Genomic DNA, 16,221 nt, shown 5'->3' with positions numbered 1-16,221 from the left:
AGCCCCTGGGTGCCAGATGGTTTCTGGTCCAACCGGATTGGTGCCGGAAACGCTTTATTTCGGGGCCGACACAACGACCAGCGCCGGGCGCAGCACGCGATCGGCGATCGTATAGCCCTTTTGCAGCACGCTGACCACAGTGTTGGCCTCCTGCTCCGAGGGGGCTACGCTGATGGCCTGGTGTTGATGTGGGTCAAACTTGGTTCCCGTGGCCGGATTGATGGCCTGTACCTTGTTGCGTTCCAGCGCGGCAATGAGCTGGCGCAGGGTGGCTTGGGCGCCTTCACGGATCTGTTCGGAGGTGGCGTCCTTGATGATCAGGCCGGCTTCCAGGCTGTCAGCCACCGGCAGCAGGCTCTCGGCGAAGCTTTCCAGGGCAAATTTCCGGGCTTTGGAAATCTCTTCCTCGGCACGCCGCCGGGCATTTTCGGATTCGGCTTTGGCACGCAGGTACTGGTCGGCCAGCTCGCTGCTCTTGGCTTGCAGCGCAGCCAAGTCGGCCTGGGCCTGGGCCAGAGCGTCTGCTCCCTGCATCGCTTGCGCGCCGACCAGGTCTTCCGTGCTCTGGTATTGGGCGCTGGCTGCGCCGGAGTGGGGATGGGATGGGTTTTCAGACATGCAAATACATCAGGTTGATTACTTCCGAATCCAGTTGTGGGGATTCAGGAACACAATTCAAGAGGGCACGCAGCATTTCTGCGGCACGCCCCTGCCGTGGCCGCCGGAATCAGCCCGCAACGGCCAGCAGTTCGACGTCGAATTTCAGGGTTGCGTTGGGGGGAATCACACCGCCGGCACCGCGGGAGCCGTAGCCCAGCTCGGCGGGAATGATCAGGGTGCGGGTGCCCCCAACCTTCATGCCGGCAACCCCTTCGTCCCAGCCGCGAATGACCATGCCGGCGCCCAAGTGGAAGACAAACGGGTCGTTGCGGTCCTTGCTGGAGTCAAACTTGGCGCCCTGGGTGCCGTTGTTGTACAGCCAGCCCGTGTAGTGAACCGTGACGGCTTGACCCTTGGTGGCGACGGCGCCGGTGCCCTCGGTGGTGTCTTCGTATTGCAGGCCGGTGGTGGTCGTTTGCATGGAAAGTCCTTTGCGCTATGAAAATGGGGTGTGGCGGTACGGGTTGCCGGTACGCCGCGAGTCGGGGTTATCCCGCAAAGTGTGAAATTATGCTGCAGATAAAAAAAGACAGGCCCAGCCTGTCTTTCGTGTGTCGGGCGGGGCCACGCCCCGTAGCCACGGGTTTACTTCGACTTCTTGGCCTGTCCGGCGGCCCACTTGCCGGCAAAAGCCTGCAAATCGCCGAGTCGCTTCAGCAGGTCGGCGCCGGCGAGCGTGACGGCGTAGCCATCGTTGCCATGGGTCATCAGGCCGGCCTCGCGCAACTCCTTGATGCGGGTGTTGAGCGTATTGGGGGTGATGCCGCCCACGCTGTCCTGCAGCAAGCGGAAGGTTTGGGCGTGTCCGTCGCGCAAGGCCCACAGCACGCGCATGGCGTAGCGCGATTCCAGCAATTCCAGCAGCTGACCAATGGCAACCGATTCTTTCGAACTCATTAACTACCTCTCCTCGATGCGGTATTTTGGCCGGGCGGCTGCGCAGCCGCTGCGGCTGCATTCGTTGCACGACATATTAAATCAACTGAAACTATATCGCAGTTTTCTGCCTGCTACAAGATTCATAGCTGACGCGGACTGAAAACAGGCGGGTTAGAACGTGGCCTGGACTTCGGATAGCAGCGCAGGTGTGATGTCGGGCAGTACGCCAAACCAGGCCTCAAACGCAGGGCGCGCCTGGTTGAGCAGCATGCCCAAGCCATTGACCGTGGCATTGCCCCGTTGGCGCGCGGCGGCCAGCAAAGGCGTTTCCATGGGGACATAGATGATGTCGGACACCAGGGCGTGGGCGGGGAGCCGGTCCAGCGCCAGGTCCAGAGCGGCTTCACCCTGCATGCCCTGGTTTGTCGTGTTGACCAGCAGCGCCACGTCGGCCAGGGCTTCATGCCGGTCTTCCCAGGGTACGGCGTGTACGGGCGAGCCGAATTCCTGCGCCATGTCGTGCGCCTTGGCCCAGCTGCGGTTGGTCAGGCGAATGTCGCGTGCGCCGCTTTCTATCAGGCTGACGATCACGGCCCGCGCCGCGCCGCCTGCACCCACGACCGTGACGGGGCCGGCGTCGGCGCGCCAGTCGGGCCGGGCATCGAGGAGGCTCTGGATATAGCCAAAGCCGTCGGTGTTGCGGCCGGTCAATGATCCATCGGGTTCCACCACGATGGTGTTGATGGCGCCGATGCGCTGGGCCAGCGGCTCAACCCGGTCCACCAGCGGCAGTGCCGCTACCTTGTGCGGAATGGTCAGGTTGCACCCGGCAAAACCCAGCACCGGCAGGCTGCGCAAGGCGGTTTCCAGTTGCGCCGGTTGCACCGGTAGCAGCACATAGGCCCCGCGCAGCCCGAGCTGCCGGATCCAGTGGTTGTGGATGACCGGAGAGCGCGAGTGCGCCACCGGCCAGCCCATGACCCCCGCCAGCGTGTAGGTGTGGTCGTCCGCCATGGGGCGATACTCTTACAGGTTGTCGGTGAAGCTGCGCAGCTTGTCCGAGCGGCTGGGATGCTTGAGCTTGCGCAGCGCCTTGGCCTCGATCTGGCGGATGCGCTCGCGCGTCACGTCGAACTGCTTGCCCACTTCTTCCAGGGTGTGGTCGGAAGTCATCTCGATACCGAAGCGCATGCGCAGCACCTTGGCTTCGCGCGGCGTGAGGCTGTCCAGAATGTCTTTCACCACGTCGCGCAGGCCGGCTTGCATGGCGGCCTCCATGGGGGCGGTGTTGGCGCCGTCCTCGATGAAATCGCCCAGGTGGCTGTCGTCATCGTCCCCAATAGGGGTTTCCATGGAGATCGGCTCCTTGGCAATCTTCATGATCTTGCGGATCTTGTCTTCCGGAATCTCCATGCGCTCGGCCAGCACGGAGGCATCGGGCTCGAAACCGAACTCCTGCAGGTGCTGGCGGCTGATGCGGTTCATCTTGTTGATGGTCTCGATCATGTGCACCGGGATGCGGATGGTGCGCGCCTGGTCCGCAATGGAGCGGGTGATGGCCTGGCGGATCCACCAGGTGGCGTAGGTCGAGAACTTGTAGCCGCGGCGGTATTCGAACTTGTCCACGGCCTTCATCAGGCCGATGTTGCCTTCCTGGATCAGGTCCAGGAACTGCAAGCCGCGGTTGGTGTATTTCTTGGCGATGGAAATCACAAGGCGCAGGTTGGCCTCAATCATTTCCTTCTTGGCGGCGCGCGAGGCGTATTCGCCAGCGTTCATCAGCTTGTTGATGTCCTTGAGCTGGTCCAGCGGCACCACTACGCGGGACTGCAGGTCGGTCAGCTTCTGCTGCAGGTCCTGCACCGGCGGAATGTTGCGGCCCATGACCGCGCTCCAGGGCTTGCCGGCCGCAGCCTGCTTCTCGATCCACTTGAGGTTGAGCAACTGCGATGCCACCTTGTTGCCGTTCTTGTCGCGACCGCTGAAGTCGGCGATGAACTGCTCCTGGGGGTAGCCGCACTTGTCCACAATGATGCGGCGCAACTCGCGCTCTTTCTTGCGCACGTCGTCCACCTGGGAGCGCACCATGTCGCACAGCTTCTCAATGGCCTTGGCGGTGAAGCGGATGGACATCAGCTCTTCGCTCAGGGCCTTTTGGGCCTTGGTGTAGTTGGGCGTGCCGTAGCCTTCCTTGTCGTACACCTTGTGTACTTTTTCGAACAGCTCACGCAGGCGGTCGAAACGTTCCAGCGCCTGCTTCTTGAGTTCTTCCAGCTTCTTGGTCAGGGCCTTGGAGCCGCCCTTGCCGTCGTCGTCGTCGGCTTCGTCGAACTCGTCGAAGTCTTCTTCGGCCACATAGTCGTCAGCCTCGTTCGGGTTGGAGAAACCGTCCACGATGGTGGTGATGACGACCTTGCCTTCGCGGATTTCCTCGCCCAGGCGCAGAATTTCGGCAATGGTGGCGGGGGAGGCCGAGATGGCTTCCATCATGGCCATCAGGCCGCCTTCGATGCGCTTGGCGATCTCGATTTCGCCTTCGCGGGTCAGCAGCTCTACGGTGCCCATCTCGCGCATGTACATGCGCACAGGGTCGGTGGTGCGGCCGAACTCGCTGTCCACGGTGGACAGGGCGGCTTCGGCTTCTTCCTCGGCTTCTTCGGCCGTGGCTGCGGTGGACACATTGTTGTTGAGCAACAGGGTTTCCGCGTCCGGGGTCTGTTCGTATACCGCCACGCCCATGTCGTTCAACATGGAGATCACGACTTCCAGCGTTTCGGCATCGACCAGCTTGTCGGGCAGGTGGTCCGAGATTTCGCCGTGCGTCAGGTAGCCACGGGTCTTGCCCAAGGTAATCAGCGCCTTGAGGCGCTGGCGGCGCTTGGCGATGTCTTCTTCGGACAGGACGGTTTCGTCCAGACCGAATTCCTTCATCAAGGCGCGTTCCTTGGCCTTGCTGATCTTCATGCGCAGGGGCTTGACCTTCTCGCCTGTTGCCGAGGTGGTTGCCGCGGGCTCGCCTACCAGATCGGCCTCAATGTCCGACATGTCCATGTCGTCGCCCGACGACTCTGCTGCTGCCTTGGGTTTGCGCCCGCGCTTGGCTCCGGTCTTGGCTGGCGCGCTGGATTCTGCTGCTGCCGCTTTCGGTGGGCGGCCCGGTTTTTTCTTGACGGTTGCGCCGGCATTGAGAAGCGCGTCAGCGGCTTCTTTCAATTGCTGGGCTTTTGTCTTGGTAACAGGTGGCTTGGATGCGGGCACGGCTTTGGCTTTCTTATCGGACTTCGGCGGGGACTGAACGGGCTTGGCAGATTTTTGAGCGGGCATGCGAAAACCTCAGGACATCAAAAAAAACAGGCGAACAGAACAAGGGCCGTTGAGGTCGCTGGCGCAGCGGCCCTAATAGGCAAGACAGGGAAGGACATTCCCCAAAAGGCAAGATGGGAGGGCGAACATTTGGAGTGCAGTCCTTGCGGTAAGGTGGCCGGTTGTGATCTTGTCAACGCTTGGCCTGGCCCGGAGGTGCTGCTGTCGCTCTTGCCGAAACAACCGGTTAGTATAGCGCGAAAATGCACCATTTCCAGTTGAAATGGGTGTTTTGCAGAAATTCGGGAGCGGAGCACGGCCGGCGCGTCACGCCGCGGGACGGGTCACTGTTTCTCGGGCGGGGCAAACGAAATGAGCTGCTTGAGCTGGCGCCAGCGTTCATCGAGTTCGCGGTAACGGGCAAAGGCCGAGGGATCGCTGGCGGCCGCGGCACTGGCTTCGTCTTTCTGTTTTTCGATCTGAACCAGCAGCATGCGGTTGAGCAGATCGCGCAGTTCGGGCGCGGATTCACTGGCGGGTTCGAGGGGCACCGGCGCGTGCACCATCAGGCGCAGGACATGAGCCTCCTCTGCATGGCCCGGCAACGCTTCCTTCAGGGCGCCCCAGGGCAGGGGACCGTGCTCGTGCAGCTGGGCTTCCAGCCAGGCCAGCAGCGGACCATGCGGCGCGGGCAATTCACACAGCAAATGGTGGTCTTCCTGCGTCAGGGTTTCCCACAGGGCGCTGTGGCTGAACAAGATGCGGGTGGCGTGGTCGGCACGCGTGGCCAGCGGGCCGCGCAGGGGCGGGCGGCTGGGGCGCTTGGCTTCCCACTTGCTTTTGCCGTCCCATTTTCCCTTTCCCTCCCACTTCCCGTCCCATTTGCGCTTGCCTTTCCAGCTGTCGGCGGTCTCGCCGTCACCCGGGTGGCTCCATGTGGTTGCGGTGGCGTGATCGGCGTAGTCATCGGGTTCGCTGCCGTGCCGTGCCGCAGGCGGGGTCTTGTTCCCGCTGCCGGCTGCCCACAATGCGCCCAGTTCCTGGCTTGGCAGTTGCACCTGCGTGGCCAGCTCTCCGAGCAACTGCAGTTTGAGGGCTCCGTCGGGCAGCAGCGCCCAGAGCGGCTTGGCGTTGCTGGCCAGGTGGGCACGGCCTTCGGCCGTATTCAGGTCGCAGCCCTCGCGCGCGGCTTCCAGCAGGAAGCGGGAGAGCGGCGTGGCTTCGCCCACATACTGGGCAAAGGCGTCCTTGCCGTGTGCGCGGATGAAGCTGTCGGGGTCGTGCTCGGCGGGCAGGAACAGGAACTTGATGCTGCGCACATCGGTGGCATAGGGCAGCGCGGCGTCCAGCGCCTTGCGCGCGGCGCGCCGGCCAGCGGCATCACCGTCAAAGCTGAATACCACGGCATCGGTGAAGCGAAAGAGCTTGTGCACGTGCTCGGCAGTGCAGGCCGTTCCCAGCGTGGCCACGGCATTGGGAAACCCCAGCTGGGCCAGCGCCACCACGTCCATATAGCCTTCGGTGACCAGCACATAGCCCTGATCACGCAGGGCGTTGCGGGCCTCGAACAGGCCGTAGAGCTCGCGGCCCTTGCTGAAGACCGGGGTTTCGGGCGAGTTGAGGTACTTGGGCTTTTCGTCGCCCAGCACCCGTCCGCCAAAGCCGATGCATTCGCCCTTGATGTTGCGAATGGGGAACATGATCCGGTCGCGAAAGCGGTCGTAGCGTTTTTCCTCGGTACTGCCTTCTTCCTGGCTGGAAATCACCAGGCCGCTCTCCACCAGCAGCGGGTCGTCGTAGTGCGGGAACACGCTGGCCAGGCTACGCCAGCCCTCGGGCGCGTAGCCCAGGCCAAACTGCTTGGCTACCCGGCCCGACAGGCCGCGGCCCTTGAGGTACTGCACTGCCTTGGGGGAGTCCTTGAGATGGCGGCGGTAGGCCTCACCCGCCTTCTCCAGCACATCGGTCAGGGTGTTCTGTTTCTGCCGCTGTTCCTGGGCACGGGCGCGGTCTTCGGGCGAGGCATCGTCCTCGGGAATCTGCATGCCGTATTGCTGGGCCAGGTCCGTCACGGCCTCGATGAAGGTCATGCCGGCGTGGTCCATTAGGAAACGGATGGCGTCGCCGCTCTTGCCGCAGCCAAAGCAGTGGTAGAACTGCTTGGTGGGACTGACCGAGAACGAGGGCGATTTTTCCCCATGGAAAGGGCACAGCCCCATGAAATTGGCGCCCCCTTTCTTGAGCGGCACATAGCGCCCGACGATCTCCACCACGTCGACGCGCGAGAGCAGCTCCTGGATGAACGTTTGGGGAATGGCCATGGGGTGATTGTAGGAACATGGACCCGTGGCCTGTCCGGACCTGTCGCCTGCGGTGCAAGCGCCGGGCGTGTGGCGGCTTAAACTGGTTTTTTCCCGCAACCGATTGCGCCTTACTTCACTTTTTCTGCCCCAGCACCATGAACTACAGCACCCTGGCCACCCAGCTCGACGACGGCATCCTCACCCTCACGCTCAACCGCCCGCAGCAGATGAACGCCTTTACCGTGGACATGGCCCACGAACTGGTCGACTTCTACCGCTCGGCCAGTGCCGACGATGCGGTGCGCGCCATCGTGGTCACCGGTGCGGGCAAGGCCTTTTGCGCCGGCATGGACCTGAGCCGCGAGGGCAATGTATTTGGCCTGAACGAAGACCTGCAGCCCACCTTGCAGGACCTGCAGGAGCGGCTGGACGACCCCGAGATCGTGCAGGGCGTGCGCGACACGGGCGGCATGATTTCACTGGCGGTGTACGAGTGCACCAAGCCGGTCATTGGCGCCATCAACGGCGCGGCGGTGGGCATTGGCGCCACCATGACCCTGCCCATGGACGTGCGTCTGGCGTCGGACAGGGCCCGCATCGGCTTCGTGTTTGGTCGCATCGGCATCGTGCCCGAGGCCTGCTCCAGCTGGTTTCTGCCGCGCATTGTGGGCATTTCCCAGGCGCTGGAGTGGGTGTACTGCGCCGACATCCTGGAGCCGCAAGAGGCTTTGCGCGGCGGGCTGATCAAGGCCATCGTGCCCCACGACCAGCTGCTGGCCGAGGCCCACAAACTGGCCCACCGCATGACCGACCGGCGCTCGCCCGTGGCCACCGCCCTGGCGCGCCAGATGCTGTACCGCAATTCGGCCCAGCCGCACCCGCTGGCCGCGCACCAGGTGGATTCGCTGGCCATGTTCTACACCAGCGTCCAGGACGGCAAGGAGGGCGTGCGTGCGTTTCTGGAAAAACGCCCGGCGGACTTCCAGAGCAAGGCTTCGACCGGCATGCCGCCCTTTTACCCGTGGTGGTAAGCGGTGGCGCACGCCGGTTCTGGCCGGCGTTGCGTCAGGCCAGTTTGGGTACTTTAGGCAAGCCCTCCAGCGAGGCGGTCAGATCGCGCTCGTCGTAGCTTTCGTCGGAGAGTTCTCCGGCGAAGTATTTCTGGTACGACGCCATGTCGAAGTGGCCGTGGCCTGACAGGCAGAACAGGATGTTCTCGGTCTTGCCTTCGCGCTTGCAACGCAGGGCTTCAGCAATGGCGCCTTTGACCGCGTGGTTGGATTCGGGGGCGGGCACGATGCCTTCGTTGCGGGCAAACAGAACGCCGGCTTCAAAGCACTCGACCTGGTTGTAGGCCACGGCCTCCAGCAAGCCCAGTTCCTTGCAGTGCGACACGAGCGCCGCCATGCCGTGGTAGCGCAAGCCGCCGGCGTGGAAGCCTGGCGGCGTGAACTGGCTGCCCAGGGTGTGCATCTTGGTCAGCGGCGTCATGCCGGCGGTGTCACCAAAGTCGTAAGCATAGATGCCGCGGGTCAGCGAGGGGCAGGCGGCAGGTTCCACCGCCACAATGCGCGACTTCTCGCCGCCGCGCAAGGCGTGTCCCATGAAGGGGAAGGCAATGCCGGCAAAGTTGGAGCCGCCGCCGGCGCAACCGATCACCACGTCGGGCCAGGCATCGGCCATCTTCATCTGTTCCATGGCTTCCTGGCCGATGATGGTCTGGTGCAGGAGCACGTGGTTGAGCACCGAGCCCAGCGCGTACTTGGTGTCTTCGCGCTGCACGGCCAGCTCCACCGCTTCGGAAATGGCAATGCCCAGGCTGCCGGGGTGGTTGGGGGTCTTGGCCAGCACGGAGCGGCCATACGCCGTTTCATTGGAGGGCGACGCCACGCAGCGTGCGCCGTAGGTTTCCATCACGGCCCGGCGGTAGGGTTTCTGGTCGTAGGAGATGCGGACCTGGAAGACTTCGACGTCCAGGCCGTACAGCGAGCCGGCAAACGACAGGGAGGTTCCCCATTGTCCGGCCCCGGTTTCGGTCACCAGGCGCTTGACTCCGGCTTCCTTGTTGTAGAAAGCCTGCGGAACGGCCGTGTTGGGCTTGTGGCTGCCGGCGGGGCTGACGCCCTCGTACTTGTAGTAGATGTGGGCCGGCGTGCCGAGGGCTTTTTCCAGCCGGTGGGCGCGGTACAGCGGCGCCGGGCGCCACAGGCGAAAGACGTCGCGCACCGGCTCGGGAATTTCAATTTCGCGTTCCTGGCTCACCTCCTGCTGGATCAGCGCCATGGGAAACAGCGGCGCCAGGTCGTCGGGGCCAACTGGCTGCAGGGTTCCGGGGTGCAGCACGGCGGGCATCGGCTTGGGCAGGTCGGCCTGGATGTTGTACCAGAACTTGGGCATCTGGCTTTCGTCCAGCAGGAATTTGGTTTGCGCGCTCATGAAGAGATCTCCTTGTTGTGTGAATCGGTACAGCAGGGGCGGTCCGGCGCTGGGCCGGACTGGTGGGTCATTTCTGTTTGGGCAGCCGGCCCAGCAGATAGAACTCGGGATTGGGCAGCATGCCCGACAGATTGGCCATGCGGTTGGACAGGCCGAAGAAGGCGGTGATGGCGCCGATGTCCCAGATGTCCTCGTCGCTGAAGCCATGGACGTGCAAGGCGGCGAAGTCGGCGTCTTCGATGGTGTCGGAGTGCAGGCAGACCTTCATGGCGAAGTCCAGCATGGCGCGCTGGCGCGGCGTGATGTCGGCCTTGCGGTAGTTGGTGGCCACCTGGTCGGCCACCAGCGGCTTCTTCTCGTAGATGCGCAGGATGGCACCGTGGGCCACCACGCAGTAGAGGCAGTGGTTGGCGGCGCTGGTGGTGGTGACGATCATCTCGCGCTCGCCCTTGCTCAGGCCCGATTCCTCCCGCAGCATCAGGGCGTCGTGGTAGGCGAAGAAGGCCCGCCATTCGGCCGGCCGGCGGGCGAAGGCCAGAAAGACGTTGGGCACGAAGCCGGACTTTTCCTGCACCTCCAGAATCTTGGTGCGGATGTCTTCGGGCAGGCCGGCAAGCTCCGGCAGGGGGTAGCGCGTCATGGGGGGTGTCTCCTTTTATGTTCTTGCAAACCATTATCCTTCGGGTCTTTCAGCAATCCAACCGGAAACGACATGACGACACCGTACGAACAGGGCCTGGCCACCCGCAAGGCTGTGATGGGCGAGGACTTTGTAGCCACCGCGCTGGCCAATGCCACGCCGTTTACCCAGCCCATTCAGGAGCACATCACCCGCGCCGCCTGGGGCGACGTGTGGCAGCGCCCGGGGCTGGACCTGAAGACCCGCAGCCTCATCACCGTGGCCATGCTCATCGCGCTGGGCAAGCAGAACGAACTGAAGGGCCATGTGCGTGGCGCGCTGAACAACGGCGCTACGGCCGCCGAAATCCAGGAGGTGCTGCTGCACGCCACCGTCTACTGCGGCGTGCCGGCGGCCGTGGAGGCGTTTCGCACGGCCAACGACGTGGTGGGCGGCCAGATTTAAATGGTTATTCGGCCTTTTGGCCGCGCGCATACTGCGTGGATAGCTATTAATACAGTAGCACTCAAGCCTGGCCGGCCATCAGCTTGTGCACCAGGTCCACGGTGGTGGAGGACTTGTACTTGCGCATCAGCCGGGCGCGGTAGATTTCCACCGTGCGGTGGCTGATGGCCAGGGTCTTGCCGATTTGCTTGGAGGTGAGGCCCTGCATCAGGTGCGCGGCCACTTCGCGTTCGCGGGCGGTCAGCTCGGCCTTGACCGGGCGGCGCTCGCTCAGGTCTTCAAAGCTCCAGATACCGGCTTCGTGCGGGGCGTTCTGGTTGAGGGCGCGTCCGGTCACGTGGCACCAGAAGGGTTCGCCCCGGTGGCGGCCGTCCACCCGTTTCATGATGCGGTCGTCGGAGTAGGTGCCGTTGCGGTTGAGGATGGGGGCGATGCGCGCGCCGGTGCGCTCGAACTCGTCGGCGCTGGGGTACAGCACCTGGAAAGACTGGCCCACGAGCTGCTCGCGCGTGGTGCCAAACATGTCGCACACGTGCTGGTTGCAGTCCATGATGGTGCGGTTGCGCGAGAGCACCAGGCCCACAGGGGCCATGTCAAAGGCGAGACGATAATCAATGTCCATGGGAGCAGGGGTCGCAAGGCGGGCTAGGGTTGGACTTTACGGGAAACTACGTAGTGCAATAGGTAGTATCGTACGCCTGTTGATTCATTACAGGAGACCAGCGCAGTGAACAAGATCTATCCCAGCGCCGCTGCGGCGCTTCAAGGCATCGTCAAGGACGGCCAGTTGCTGGCGGTTGGCGGTTTTGGCCTGTGCGGCATTCCCGAGGCGCTCATCGACGCACTCAAGGACACCGGCGTGAAAGACCTGACCGTTATTTCCAACAACGCCGGCGTGGACGGCTTTGGCCTGGGCAAGCTGCTGGAAACGCGCCAGATCAAGAAGATGATTTCCAGCTATGTGGGCGAGAACAAGGAGTTCGAGCGCCAGTACCTGGCCGGCGAGCTGCAGCTGGAGTTCACGCCCCAGGGCACCCTGGCCGAGAAGCTGCGCGCTGGCGGTGCCGGCATTCCCGCCTTCTTCACCAAGACCGGCGTGGGCACCATCGTGGCCGAAGGCAAGGAGCTGCGCGAGTTTGACGGCGAGACCTACGTGATGGAACGCGCCCTGGTGCCCGAAGTGGCACTGGTCAAGGCGCACCGTGCCGACAAGTCGGGCAACCTGCAGTTTCGCCTGACTGCGCGCAACTTCAACCCGGCCGCTGCCATGGCCGGCAAGATCTGCGTGGTGGAAGTGGAAGAGATCGTGGAGACCGGCGACATGGTGCCCGACCAGGTGCACCTGCCGGGCATCTATGTGCACCGCATCGTGCTCAACGCCACGCCCGAGAAGCGCATCGAGAAGCGCACCATTACCTCGAAAGAAGGAGTCTGAACATGAGCTGGAATCAAGACCAGATGGCCGCGCGTGCCGCCCGTGAACTGGAAGACGGTTTCTACGTGAACCTGGGCATTGGCATTCCCACCCTGGTGGCCAACCATGTGCCGGCTGACAAGGAAGTGTGGCTGCAATCCGAGAACGGCATGCTGGGCATTGGCCCGTTCCCGACCGAAGACGAGGTCGATGCCGACCTCATCAACGCCGGCAAGCAGACCGTGACCACGCTCAAGGGTTCGTCCATCTTTGGCAGCCACGAGAGCTTTGCCATGATCCGCGGCGGCAAGATCAACCTGTCCATCCTGGGCGCCATGCAGGTCAGCGAGAAGGGCGACCTGGCCAACTGGATGATCCCCGGCAAGATGGTCAAGGGCATGGGCGGCGCCATGGACCTGGTGGCCGGCGTGAAGCGCGTGATCGTGCTGATGGAGCACGTGGCCAAGAAGAAGGACGGCAGCATCGACCTGAAAATCCTGCCCCAGTGCACGCTGCCGCTCACCGGCGTGGGCGTGGTGGACCGCATCATCACCGACCTGGGCGTGATGGATGTCACGCCCCAGGGCCTGAAAGTGGTGGAACTGGCGCCGGGCGTCAGCCGCGAGGAGCTACAGGAAAAAACGGGCGTCCCACTTCTGTAAATGTGCCCCCTACACCGGGTAAGATCGCAGTCAGACTTACCCGGGGGAACCATGTCCAGAGCACTCAAACTTCTCATGTTCATCTATTTCGTGGTGTTCCTCACCACGGGGGTGTTCATGGTGCTGATCGTCAACGCCGACGAGAGTTCGCCCCAGTGGGTGGCGCTGCTGGCGCGCAACCACGGCATCGTGTTCGTGTGGCACCTGGCCTGCTGGATGACCATGGGCATGTTTGCGAACTACTACTGGGACCTGTTCAACATGGGCAAGGGGCTCGATTCGGTGCAGGTCGGGCGCATCATGCTGCCGCTGCTGGTTTCGCCCATTGTTTTCTACCCCACCTACAACCTGTGGCTCTCCAGCAGCTCGCAGAGTTACATCCTGTTTGAAGTGATTGCCTTCCAGAGCGGTTTCTTCTGGCAGGCGCTGTTCACCAAGGCCAAGCCGATCGAGCAGACGCCGGTCATTCCGTGGTCGGTCAACAACGGCGGGGCTCGCAGTGGTCGCGCCGTAGGGGCTTCGCTGGGAAATGATCCCGGTCTGTGACGGGCACGGCAGGGACAAAAAAAACGGGGCGTACTGCCCCGTTTTTTTTGCTGGCAGGCCGTGCTGGTGCCTGTGTCAGTGTGCGCCGGCCGCAGCGTCGGCAGCGGCCGCCGCTCCCATGCGCTTGGGGCGCGCCAGCCACACCAGGGGAATGAGTGTGAGAAAGATCAGCGCGGAGGCGTAGAACACGTCGTTTACCGCCAGCATGGCGGCCTGCTGGTCCACCATGCGGTTGATCTGGCTGAGAGCCTGCTCCGCTGACATGCCCGAGGCGTTGAAGCCGGCCAGTGCGCTGTTGGAGGCGCTGCTGCCGCGGTTGACCAGTTCGGCCAGCTGCGCGTGGTGCATTGCGGTGCGGTCCTGCCACACGGTAATGGCAATCGAGGTGCCAAACGAGCCGCCCACCATGCGCGCAAAACTCGACAGGCCCGAGGCCGACGGGATCTTCTCGGGCGGCAGGCCGCCCAGGGTGATGGTCGTCAGCGGAATGAAGAAGAACGCTACCGCCACGCCCTGCACGATGGTGGGTACCATGATGGTGTCGAAGTCGGCCCCCGTGTTGAAGTGCGAGCGCATGAACAGCACGAGGGAGAACACCACGAACGCAAACGAGGTCAGCAGGCGCGGGTCAAAACGGGCCACGTTCTTGCCCACGATGGGCGAGAGAATGATGGCAAACAGCCCCACCGGCGCCATCATCATGCCCGCCAGGGTAGAGGTGTAGCCCATGTATTGCTGCAGCCACAACGGCAGCAGCACGATGTTGCCCATGAACAGGCTGTAGGCCACCGACATGGCCACCGTGCCGGTCCAGAAATTGCGCACCTTGAGCAGCTTGAGGTCCACCACCGGGTGCGCGTCGGTCAGTTCCCAGGCGATGAAGAAGGCAAACGCAATGGCCGAGACGATAGTCAGGGTCATGATTTCGCTGGAATGAAACCAGTCGAGTTCCTTGCCGCGGTCCAGCATGATCTGCAGGCAACCCACGGCCACTACCAGCAGGGCCAGGCCGACGGTATCGATGGGCAGCTTGTGGGTCGCGGTTTCGCGCTTGTGGAAGATAGTCCAGGTGATGAACCCGGCCAGCAGACCCACCGGGATATTGATGTAGAAGATCCAGCCCCAGTGGGCGTTGTCGGTGATCCAGCCCCCCAGCAGCGGCCCCATCACGGGCGCTACCAGCGTCGTCATGGCCCACAGCGCCATCGCCATCCCGGCCATGGCTGGCGGATAGCTGGAGAGCAGCAGGGACTGGGCCAGCGGCATCATCGGGCCGGCCACAAAGCCCTGCAGCGTGCGCGCGGCGATCAGGGTGTTCATGTTGGGTGCCAGACCGCACATCCAGGACGTCAGGACAAACAGCAGCACGCTGGTGACAAACAGACGCACCTGGCCGAAGCGCTGCGAGAGCCAGCCCGTCAGTGGCAGGGCGATGGCGTTGGCCACACCAAAGCTGGTGATGACCCAGGTGCCCTGGTTCGGGCTGACGCCCAGGTCCCCGGCGATGGCCGGGAGCGAGACGTTGGCAATGGAGGAGTCCAGCACGTTCATGAACGTGGCGGCCGACAGGGCAATCGTGCCCCACGTCCGCGCCGACCCTTGCAGGGGCGCCTGGGGGGTGTAGGCGGGAGACGTGCTCATGCAGTATCCGGCTTAGTGGGCCTTGGGGGTGGCGGGCTTGCTGCCGCGCCCCAGGTTGGCCGCGATCACGCGCTGCACTTCGGTGCTGGCGTCCTTGTCCAGCGCGGCGTACACCTCGGTCTGTACACTGGAGTTGCCGCGTGGCGCATCGGCCAGGGCCTTGCCGCTCTGGTCGGTCACGTCCACGGTGGCTTCCATGGACAGGCCCACGCGCAGGGGGTTCTGCGCCAGTTGCGCCGCATCCAGTGCCACGCGCACCGGCACGCGCTGCACCACCTTGATCCAGTTGCCGGTGGCGTTTTGGGCCGGCAGCAGGGCAAAGGCCGCGCCGGTGCCGGCGCCCAGGCCGGCAACGGTGCCTTTGTATTCCATGCGCTTGCCGTACAGGTCGGCCGTGAGTGTCACGGGCTGGCCGATGCGGATGTTGCGCAGCTGCACTTCCTTGAAGTTGGCGTCCACCCACAGCTGGTTGAGCGGGATGATGGACATCAGCGGTGAGCCGGCGGCGACGCGCTGGCCGAGCTGCACCGTGCGCTTGGCTACGTAGCCATCCACAGGGGCGGGCAGGGCGGCGCGGTGCAGGGTCAGGTAGGCCTCGCGCACCTTGGCCGCGGCCGCCAGCACACTGGGGTGGGCTTCGATGTTGGTGCCATCGGTCAGGCTCTGGTTGCTGGAAAGCTGCTCGCGCGCGGCGCTCACTCCGGCCTGGGCTGCGGCCAGCGCGTTCTGCGCGGCGGTCAACTGGGACTTGGCGTGGTTGAGTTCTTCCTTGGAAACCGCGCCATTGCCGGCCAGCGACTGGCGGCGGGCCAGGTCGTCGGTGGCGCGCTCGATTTCGGTCTGGGCTTTGATAATGTCGGACTCGCGCAGGGTGACCTGTGCCGCCAGCGTGCCGTTGTTGGCATACAGGGTGCGCACCTGGCGTACGGCCTGGGCCAGATTGGCCTCGGCCTGCTCCAGCGCCACCTTGGCGTCGGCCGGGTCCAGTTGCACCAGCGGTTGGCCGGTTTTCACGAAGTCGGTGTCGTCGGCCAGGATGGCGGTGACGGTGCCGCCAATCTGCGGAGTGATCTGGATCACGTTGCCCTGTACGTAGGCGTTGTCGGTGGTCTCGATGTGGCGCGACAGGAACCATTCATAACCGCCCCAGGCCAGCCCGATCAGGACCACGGTGGACAGGATTGTCAGGACCTTCTTGCGGTTGCGGCTGGGGGCGGCAATGGCGGGGGCGGCGGATGTGTGTGCGTTGCTCATGGGGTGTCTCTTGGGGCAATGGGACGAAAAGGGGGCCGG

Annotated in this window: 16 protein-coding genes; 5 read left to right on the top strand and 11 right to left on the bottom strand. The window is 63.7% G+C overall.

Going from position 1 to position 16,221, the window contains the following annotated elements; genetic code table 11:
- Positions 1-54: 54 nt before the first annotated feature.
- The 6 genes from grpE to dnaG form a co-directional block, all read right to left on the bottom strand.
- Positions 55-618, bottom strand: coding sequence for a nucleotide exchange factor GrpE (gene grpE, locus AC1Q5W_RS07095; RefSeq protein WP_492643432.1), 564 nt, complete (start codon positions 616-618; stop codon positions 55-57).
- Between the two features lie 109 nt (positions 619-727).
- On the bottom strand, positions 728-1,081 hold the full coding sequence (locus tag AC1Q5W_RS07090; RefSeq protein ID WP_492643431.1) for an FKBP-type peptidyl-prolyl cis-trans isomerase: 354 nt from the start codon (positions 1,079-1,081) through the stop codon (positions 728-730).
- Between the two features lie 164 nt (positions 1,082-1,245).
- Positions 1,246-1,557, bottom strand: coding sequence for a winged helix-turn-helix transcriptional regulator (locus AC1Q5W_RS07085; RefSeq protein WP_492643430.1), 312 nt, complete (start codon positions 1,555-1,557; stop codon positions 1,246-1,248).
- 153 nt (positions 1,558-1,710) lie between these two features.
- Positions 1,711-2,553 (bottom strand): shikimate dehydrogenase, encoded by an 843-nt coding sequence (locus tag AC1Q5W_RS07080; RefSeq protein ID WP_492643429.1) that lies wholly within the window; start codon positions 2,551-2,553, stop codon positions 1,711-1,713.
- 12 nt (positions 2,554-2,565) lie between these two features.
- On the bottom strand, positions 2,566-4,863 hold the full coding sequence (gene rpoD / locus AC1Q5W_RS07075; protein ID WP_492643428.1) for an RNA polymerase sigma factor RpoD: 2,298 nt from the start codon (positions 4,861-4,863) through the stop codon (positions 2,566-2,568).
- A 323-nt stretch (positions 4,864-5,186) separates the two neighbouring features.
- Positions 5,187-7,163: a DNA primase gene (gene dnaG / locus AC1Q5W_RS07070; RefSeq protein ID WP_492643427.1), complete on the bottom strand. Its 1,977-nt coding sequence runs from the start codon at positions 7,161-7,163 to the stop codon at positions 5,187-5,189.
- A 137-nt stretch (positions 7,164-7,300) separates the two neighbouring features.
- Between dnaG and AC1Q5W_RS07065 the strand changes: the two genes are divergently transcribed.
- On the top strand, positions 7,301-8,176 hold the full coding sequence (locus AC1Q5W_RS07065) for a crotonase/enoyl-CoA hydratase family protein (RefSeq protein ID WP_492643426.1): 876 nt from the start codon (positions 7,301-7,303) through the stop codon (positions 8,174-8,176).
- A 34-nt stretch (positions 8,177-8,210) separates the two neighbouring features.
- Here AC1Q5W_RS07065 and AC1Q5W_RS07060 read toward each other — a convergent pair whose 3' ends face one another.
- Both AC1Q5W_RS07060 and AC1Q5W_RS07055 read right to left on the bottom strand, forming a co-directional pair.
- The gene (locus tag AC1Q5W_RS07060) at positions 8,211-9,581 is read right to left on the bottom strand and encodes a TrpB-like pyridoxal phosphate-dependent enzyme (RefSeq protein ID WP_492643425.1); all 1,371 of its coding nucleotides are present in this window, start codon (positions 9,579-9,581) and stop codon (positions 8,211-8,213) included.
- Positions 9,582-9,648: 67 nt separating this feature from the next.
- Positions 9,649-10,221: a peroxidase-related enzyme gene (locus AC1Q5W_RS07055; RefSeq protein WP_492643424.1), complete on the bottom strand. Its 573-nt coding sequence runs from the start codon at positions 10,219-10,221 to the stop codon at positions 9,649-9,651.
- A gap of 72 nt (positions 10,222-10,293) precedes the next feature.
- On the opposite strand from AC1Q5W_RS07055, the gene AC1Q5W_RS07050 reads away from it, so the two are divergent.
- Positions 10,294-10,665, top strand: a complete 372-nt coding sequence (locus AC1Q5W_RS07050; protein ID WP_492643423.1) for a carboxymuconolactone decarboxylase family protein — start codon at positions 10,294-10,296, stop codon at positions 10,663-10,665.
- 61 nt (positions 10,666-10,726) lie between these two features.
- On the opposite strand, the gene AC1Q5W_RS07045 is transcribed toward AC1Q5W_RS07050, so the two are convergent.
- Positions 10,727-11,287, bottom strand: a complete 561-nt coding sequence (locus AC1Q5W_RS07045; protein WP_492643422.1) for a helix-turn-helix transcriptional regulator — start codon at positions 11,285-11,287, stop codon at positions 10,727-10,729.
- Positions 11,288-11,392: 105 nt separating this feature from the next.
- Here AC1Q5W_RS07045 and AC1Q5W_RS07040 point away from each other — a divergent pair, with 105 nt between their 5' ends.
- From AC1Q5W_RS07040 to AC1Q5W_RS07030, 3 genes are read left to right on the top strand one after another with little or no spacing between them, the layout of a single operon-like run.
- Positions 11,393-12,100: a CoA transferase subunit A gene (locus AC1Q5W_RS07040; protein WP_492643421.1), complete on the top strand. Its 708-nt coding sequence runs from the start codon at positions 11,393-11,395 to the stop codon at positions 12,098-12,100.
- Between the two features lie 2 nt (positions 12,101-12,102).
- A complete protein-coding gene (locus tag AC1Q5W_RS07035) occupies positions 12,103-12,741 on the top strand; it encodes a CoA transferase subunit B (RefSeq protein ID WP_492643420.1) in 639 nt (212 codons plus the stop codon).
- 51 nt (positions 12,742-12,792) lie between these two features.
- Positions 12,793-13,287: a hypothetical protein gene (locus tag AC1Q5W_RS07030; RefSeq protein WP_492643419.1), complete on the top strand. Its 495-nt coding sequence runs from the start codon at positions 12,793-12,795 to the stop codon at positions 13,285-13,287.
- A gap of 75 nt (positions 13,288-13,362) precedes the next feature.
- Here the strand turns inward: AC1Q5W_RS07030 and AC1Q5W_RS07025 are convergent, their stop codons facing one another.
- Positions 13,363-14,928: a DHA2 family efflux MFS transporter permease subunit gene (locus AC1Q5W_RS07025; protein WP_492643418.1), complete on the bottom strand. Its 1,566-nt coding sequence runs from the start codon at positions 14,926-14,928 to the stop codon at positions 13,363-13,365.
- 12 nt (positions 14,929-14,940) lie between these two features.
- Positions 14,941-16,182, bottom strand: coding sequence for an HlyD family secretion protein (locus AC1Q5W_RS07020; RefSeq protein ID WP_492643417.1), 1,242 nt, complete (start codon positions 16,180-16,182; stop codon positions 14,941-14,943).
- Positions 16,183-16,221: the final 39 nt, after the last annotated feature.

Source organism: Rhodoferax sp. MLSD5-FHT05B10 (assembly GCF_058793415.1).
This window is presented reverse-complemented; position numbering and strand designations above follow the sequence as displayed.

What these genes read in the sequence shown, in the direction of transcription:
- grpE (WP_492643432.1), bottom strand. Translation starts at nt 618, where the DNA reads ATGTCTGAAAACCCATCCCATCCCCACTCCGGCGCAGCCAGCGCCCAA.
- AC1Q5W_RS07090 (WP_492643431.1), bottom strand. Translation starts at nt 1,081, where the DNA reads ATGCAAACGACCACCACCGGCCTGCAATACGAAGACACCACCGAGGGC.
- AC1Q5W_RS07085 (WP_492643430.1), bottom strand. Translation starts at nt 1,557, where the DNA reads ATGAGTTCGAAAGAATCGGTTGCCATTGGTCAGCTGCTGGAATTGCTG.
- AC1Q5W_RS07080 (WP_492643429.1), bottom strand. Translation starts at nt 2,553, where the DNA reads ATGGCGGACGACCACACCTACACGCTGGCGGGGGTCATGGGCTGGCCG.
- rpoD (WP_492643428.1), bottom strand. Translation starts at nt 4,863, where the DNA reads ATGCCCGCTCAAAAATCTGCCAAGCCCGTTCAGTCCCCGCCGAAGTCC.
- dnaG (WP_492643427.1), bottom strand. Translation starts at nt 7,163, where the DNA reads ATGGCCATTCCCCAAACGTTCATCCAGGAGCTGCTCTCGCGCGTCGAC.
- AC1Q5W_RS07065 (WP_492643426.1), top strand. Translation starts at nt 7,301, where the DNA reads ATGAACTACAGCACCCTGGCCACCCAGCTCGACGACGGCATCCTCACC.
- AC1Q5W_RS07060 (WP_492643425.1), bottom strand. Translation starts at nt 9,581, where the DNA reads ATGAGCGCGCAAACCAAATTCCTGCTGGACGAAAGCCAGATGCCCAAG.
- AC1Q5W_RS07055 (WP_492643424.1), bottom strand. Translation starts at nt 10,221, where the DNA reads ATGACGCGCTACCCCCTGCCGGAGCTTGCCGGCCTGCCCGAAGACATC.
- AC1Q5W_RS07050 (WP_492643423.1), top strand. Translation starts at nt 10,294, where the DNA reads ATGACGACACCGTACGAACAGGGCCTGGCCACCCGCAAGGCTGTGATG.
- AC1Q5W_RS07045 (WP_492643422.1), bottom strand. Translation starts at nt 11,287, where the DNA reads ATGGACATTGATTATCGTCTCGCCTTTGACATGGCCCCTGTGGGCCTG.
- AC1Q5W_RS07035 (WP_492643420.1), top strand. Translation starts at nt 12,103, where the DNA reads ATGAGCTGGAATCAAGACCAGATGGCCGCGCGTGCCGCCCGTGAACTG.
- AC1Q5W_RS07030 (WP_492643419.1), top strand. Translation starts at nt 12,793, where the DNA reads ATGTCCAGAGCACTCAAACTTCTCATGTTCATCTATTTCGTGGTGTTC.
- AC1Q5W_RS07025 (WP_492643418.1), bottom strand. Translation starts at nt 14,928, where the DNA reads ATGAGCACGTCTCCCGCCTACACCCCCCAGGCGCCCCTGCAAGGGTCG.
- AC1Q5W_RS07020 (WP_492643417.1), bottom strand. Translation starts at nt 16,182, where the DNA reads ATGAGCAACGCACACACATCCGCCGCCCCCGCCATTGCCGCCCCCAGC.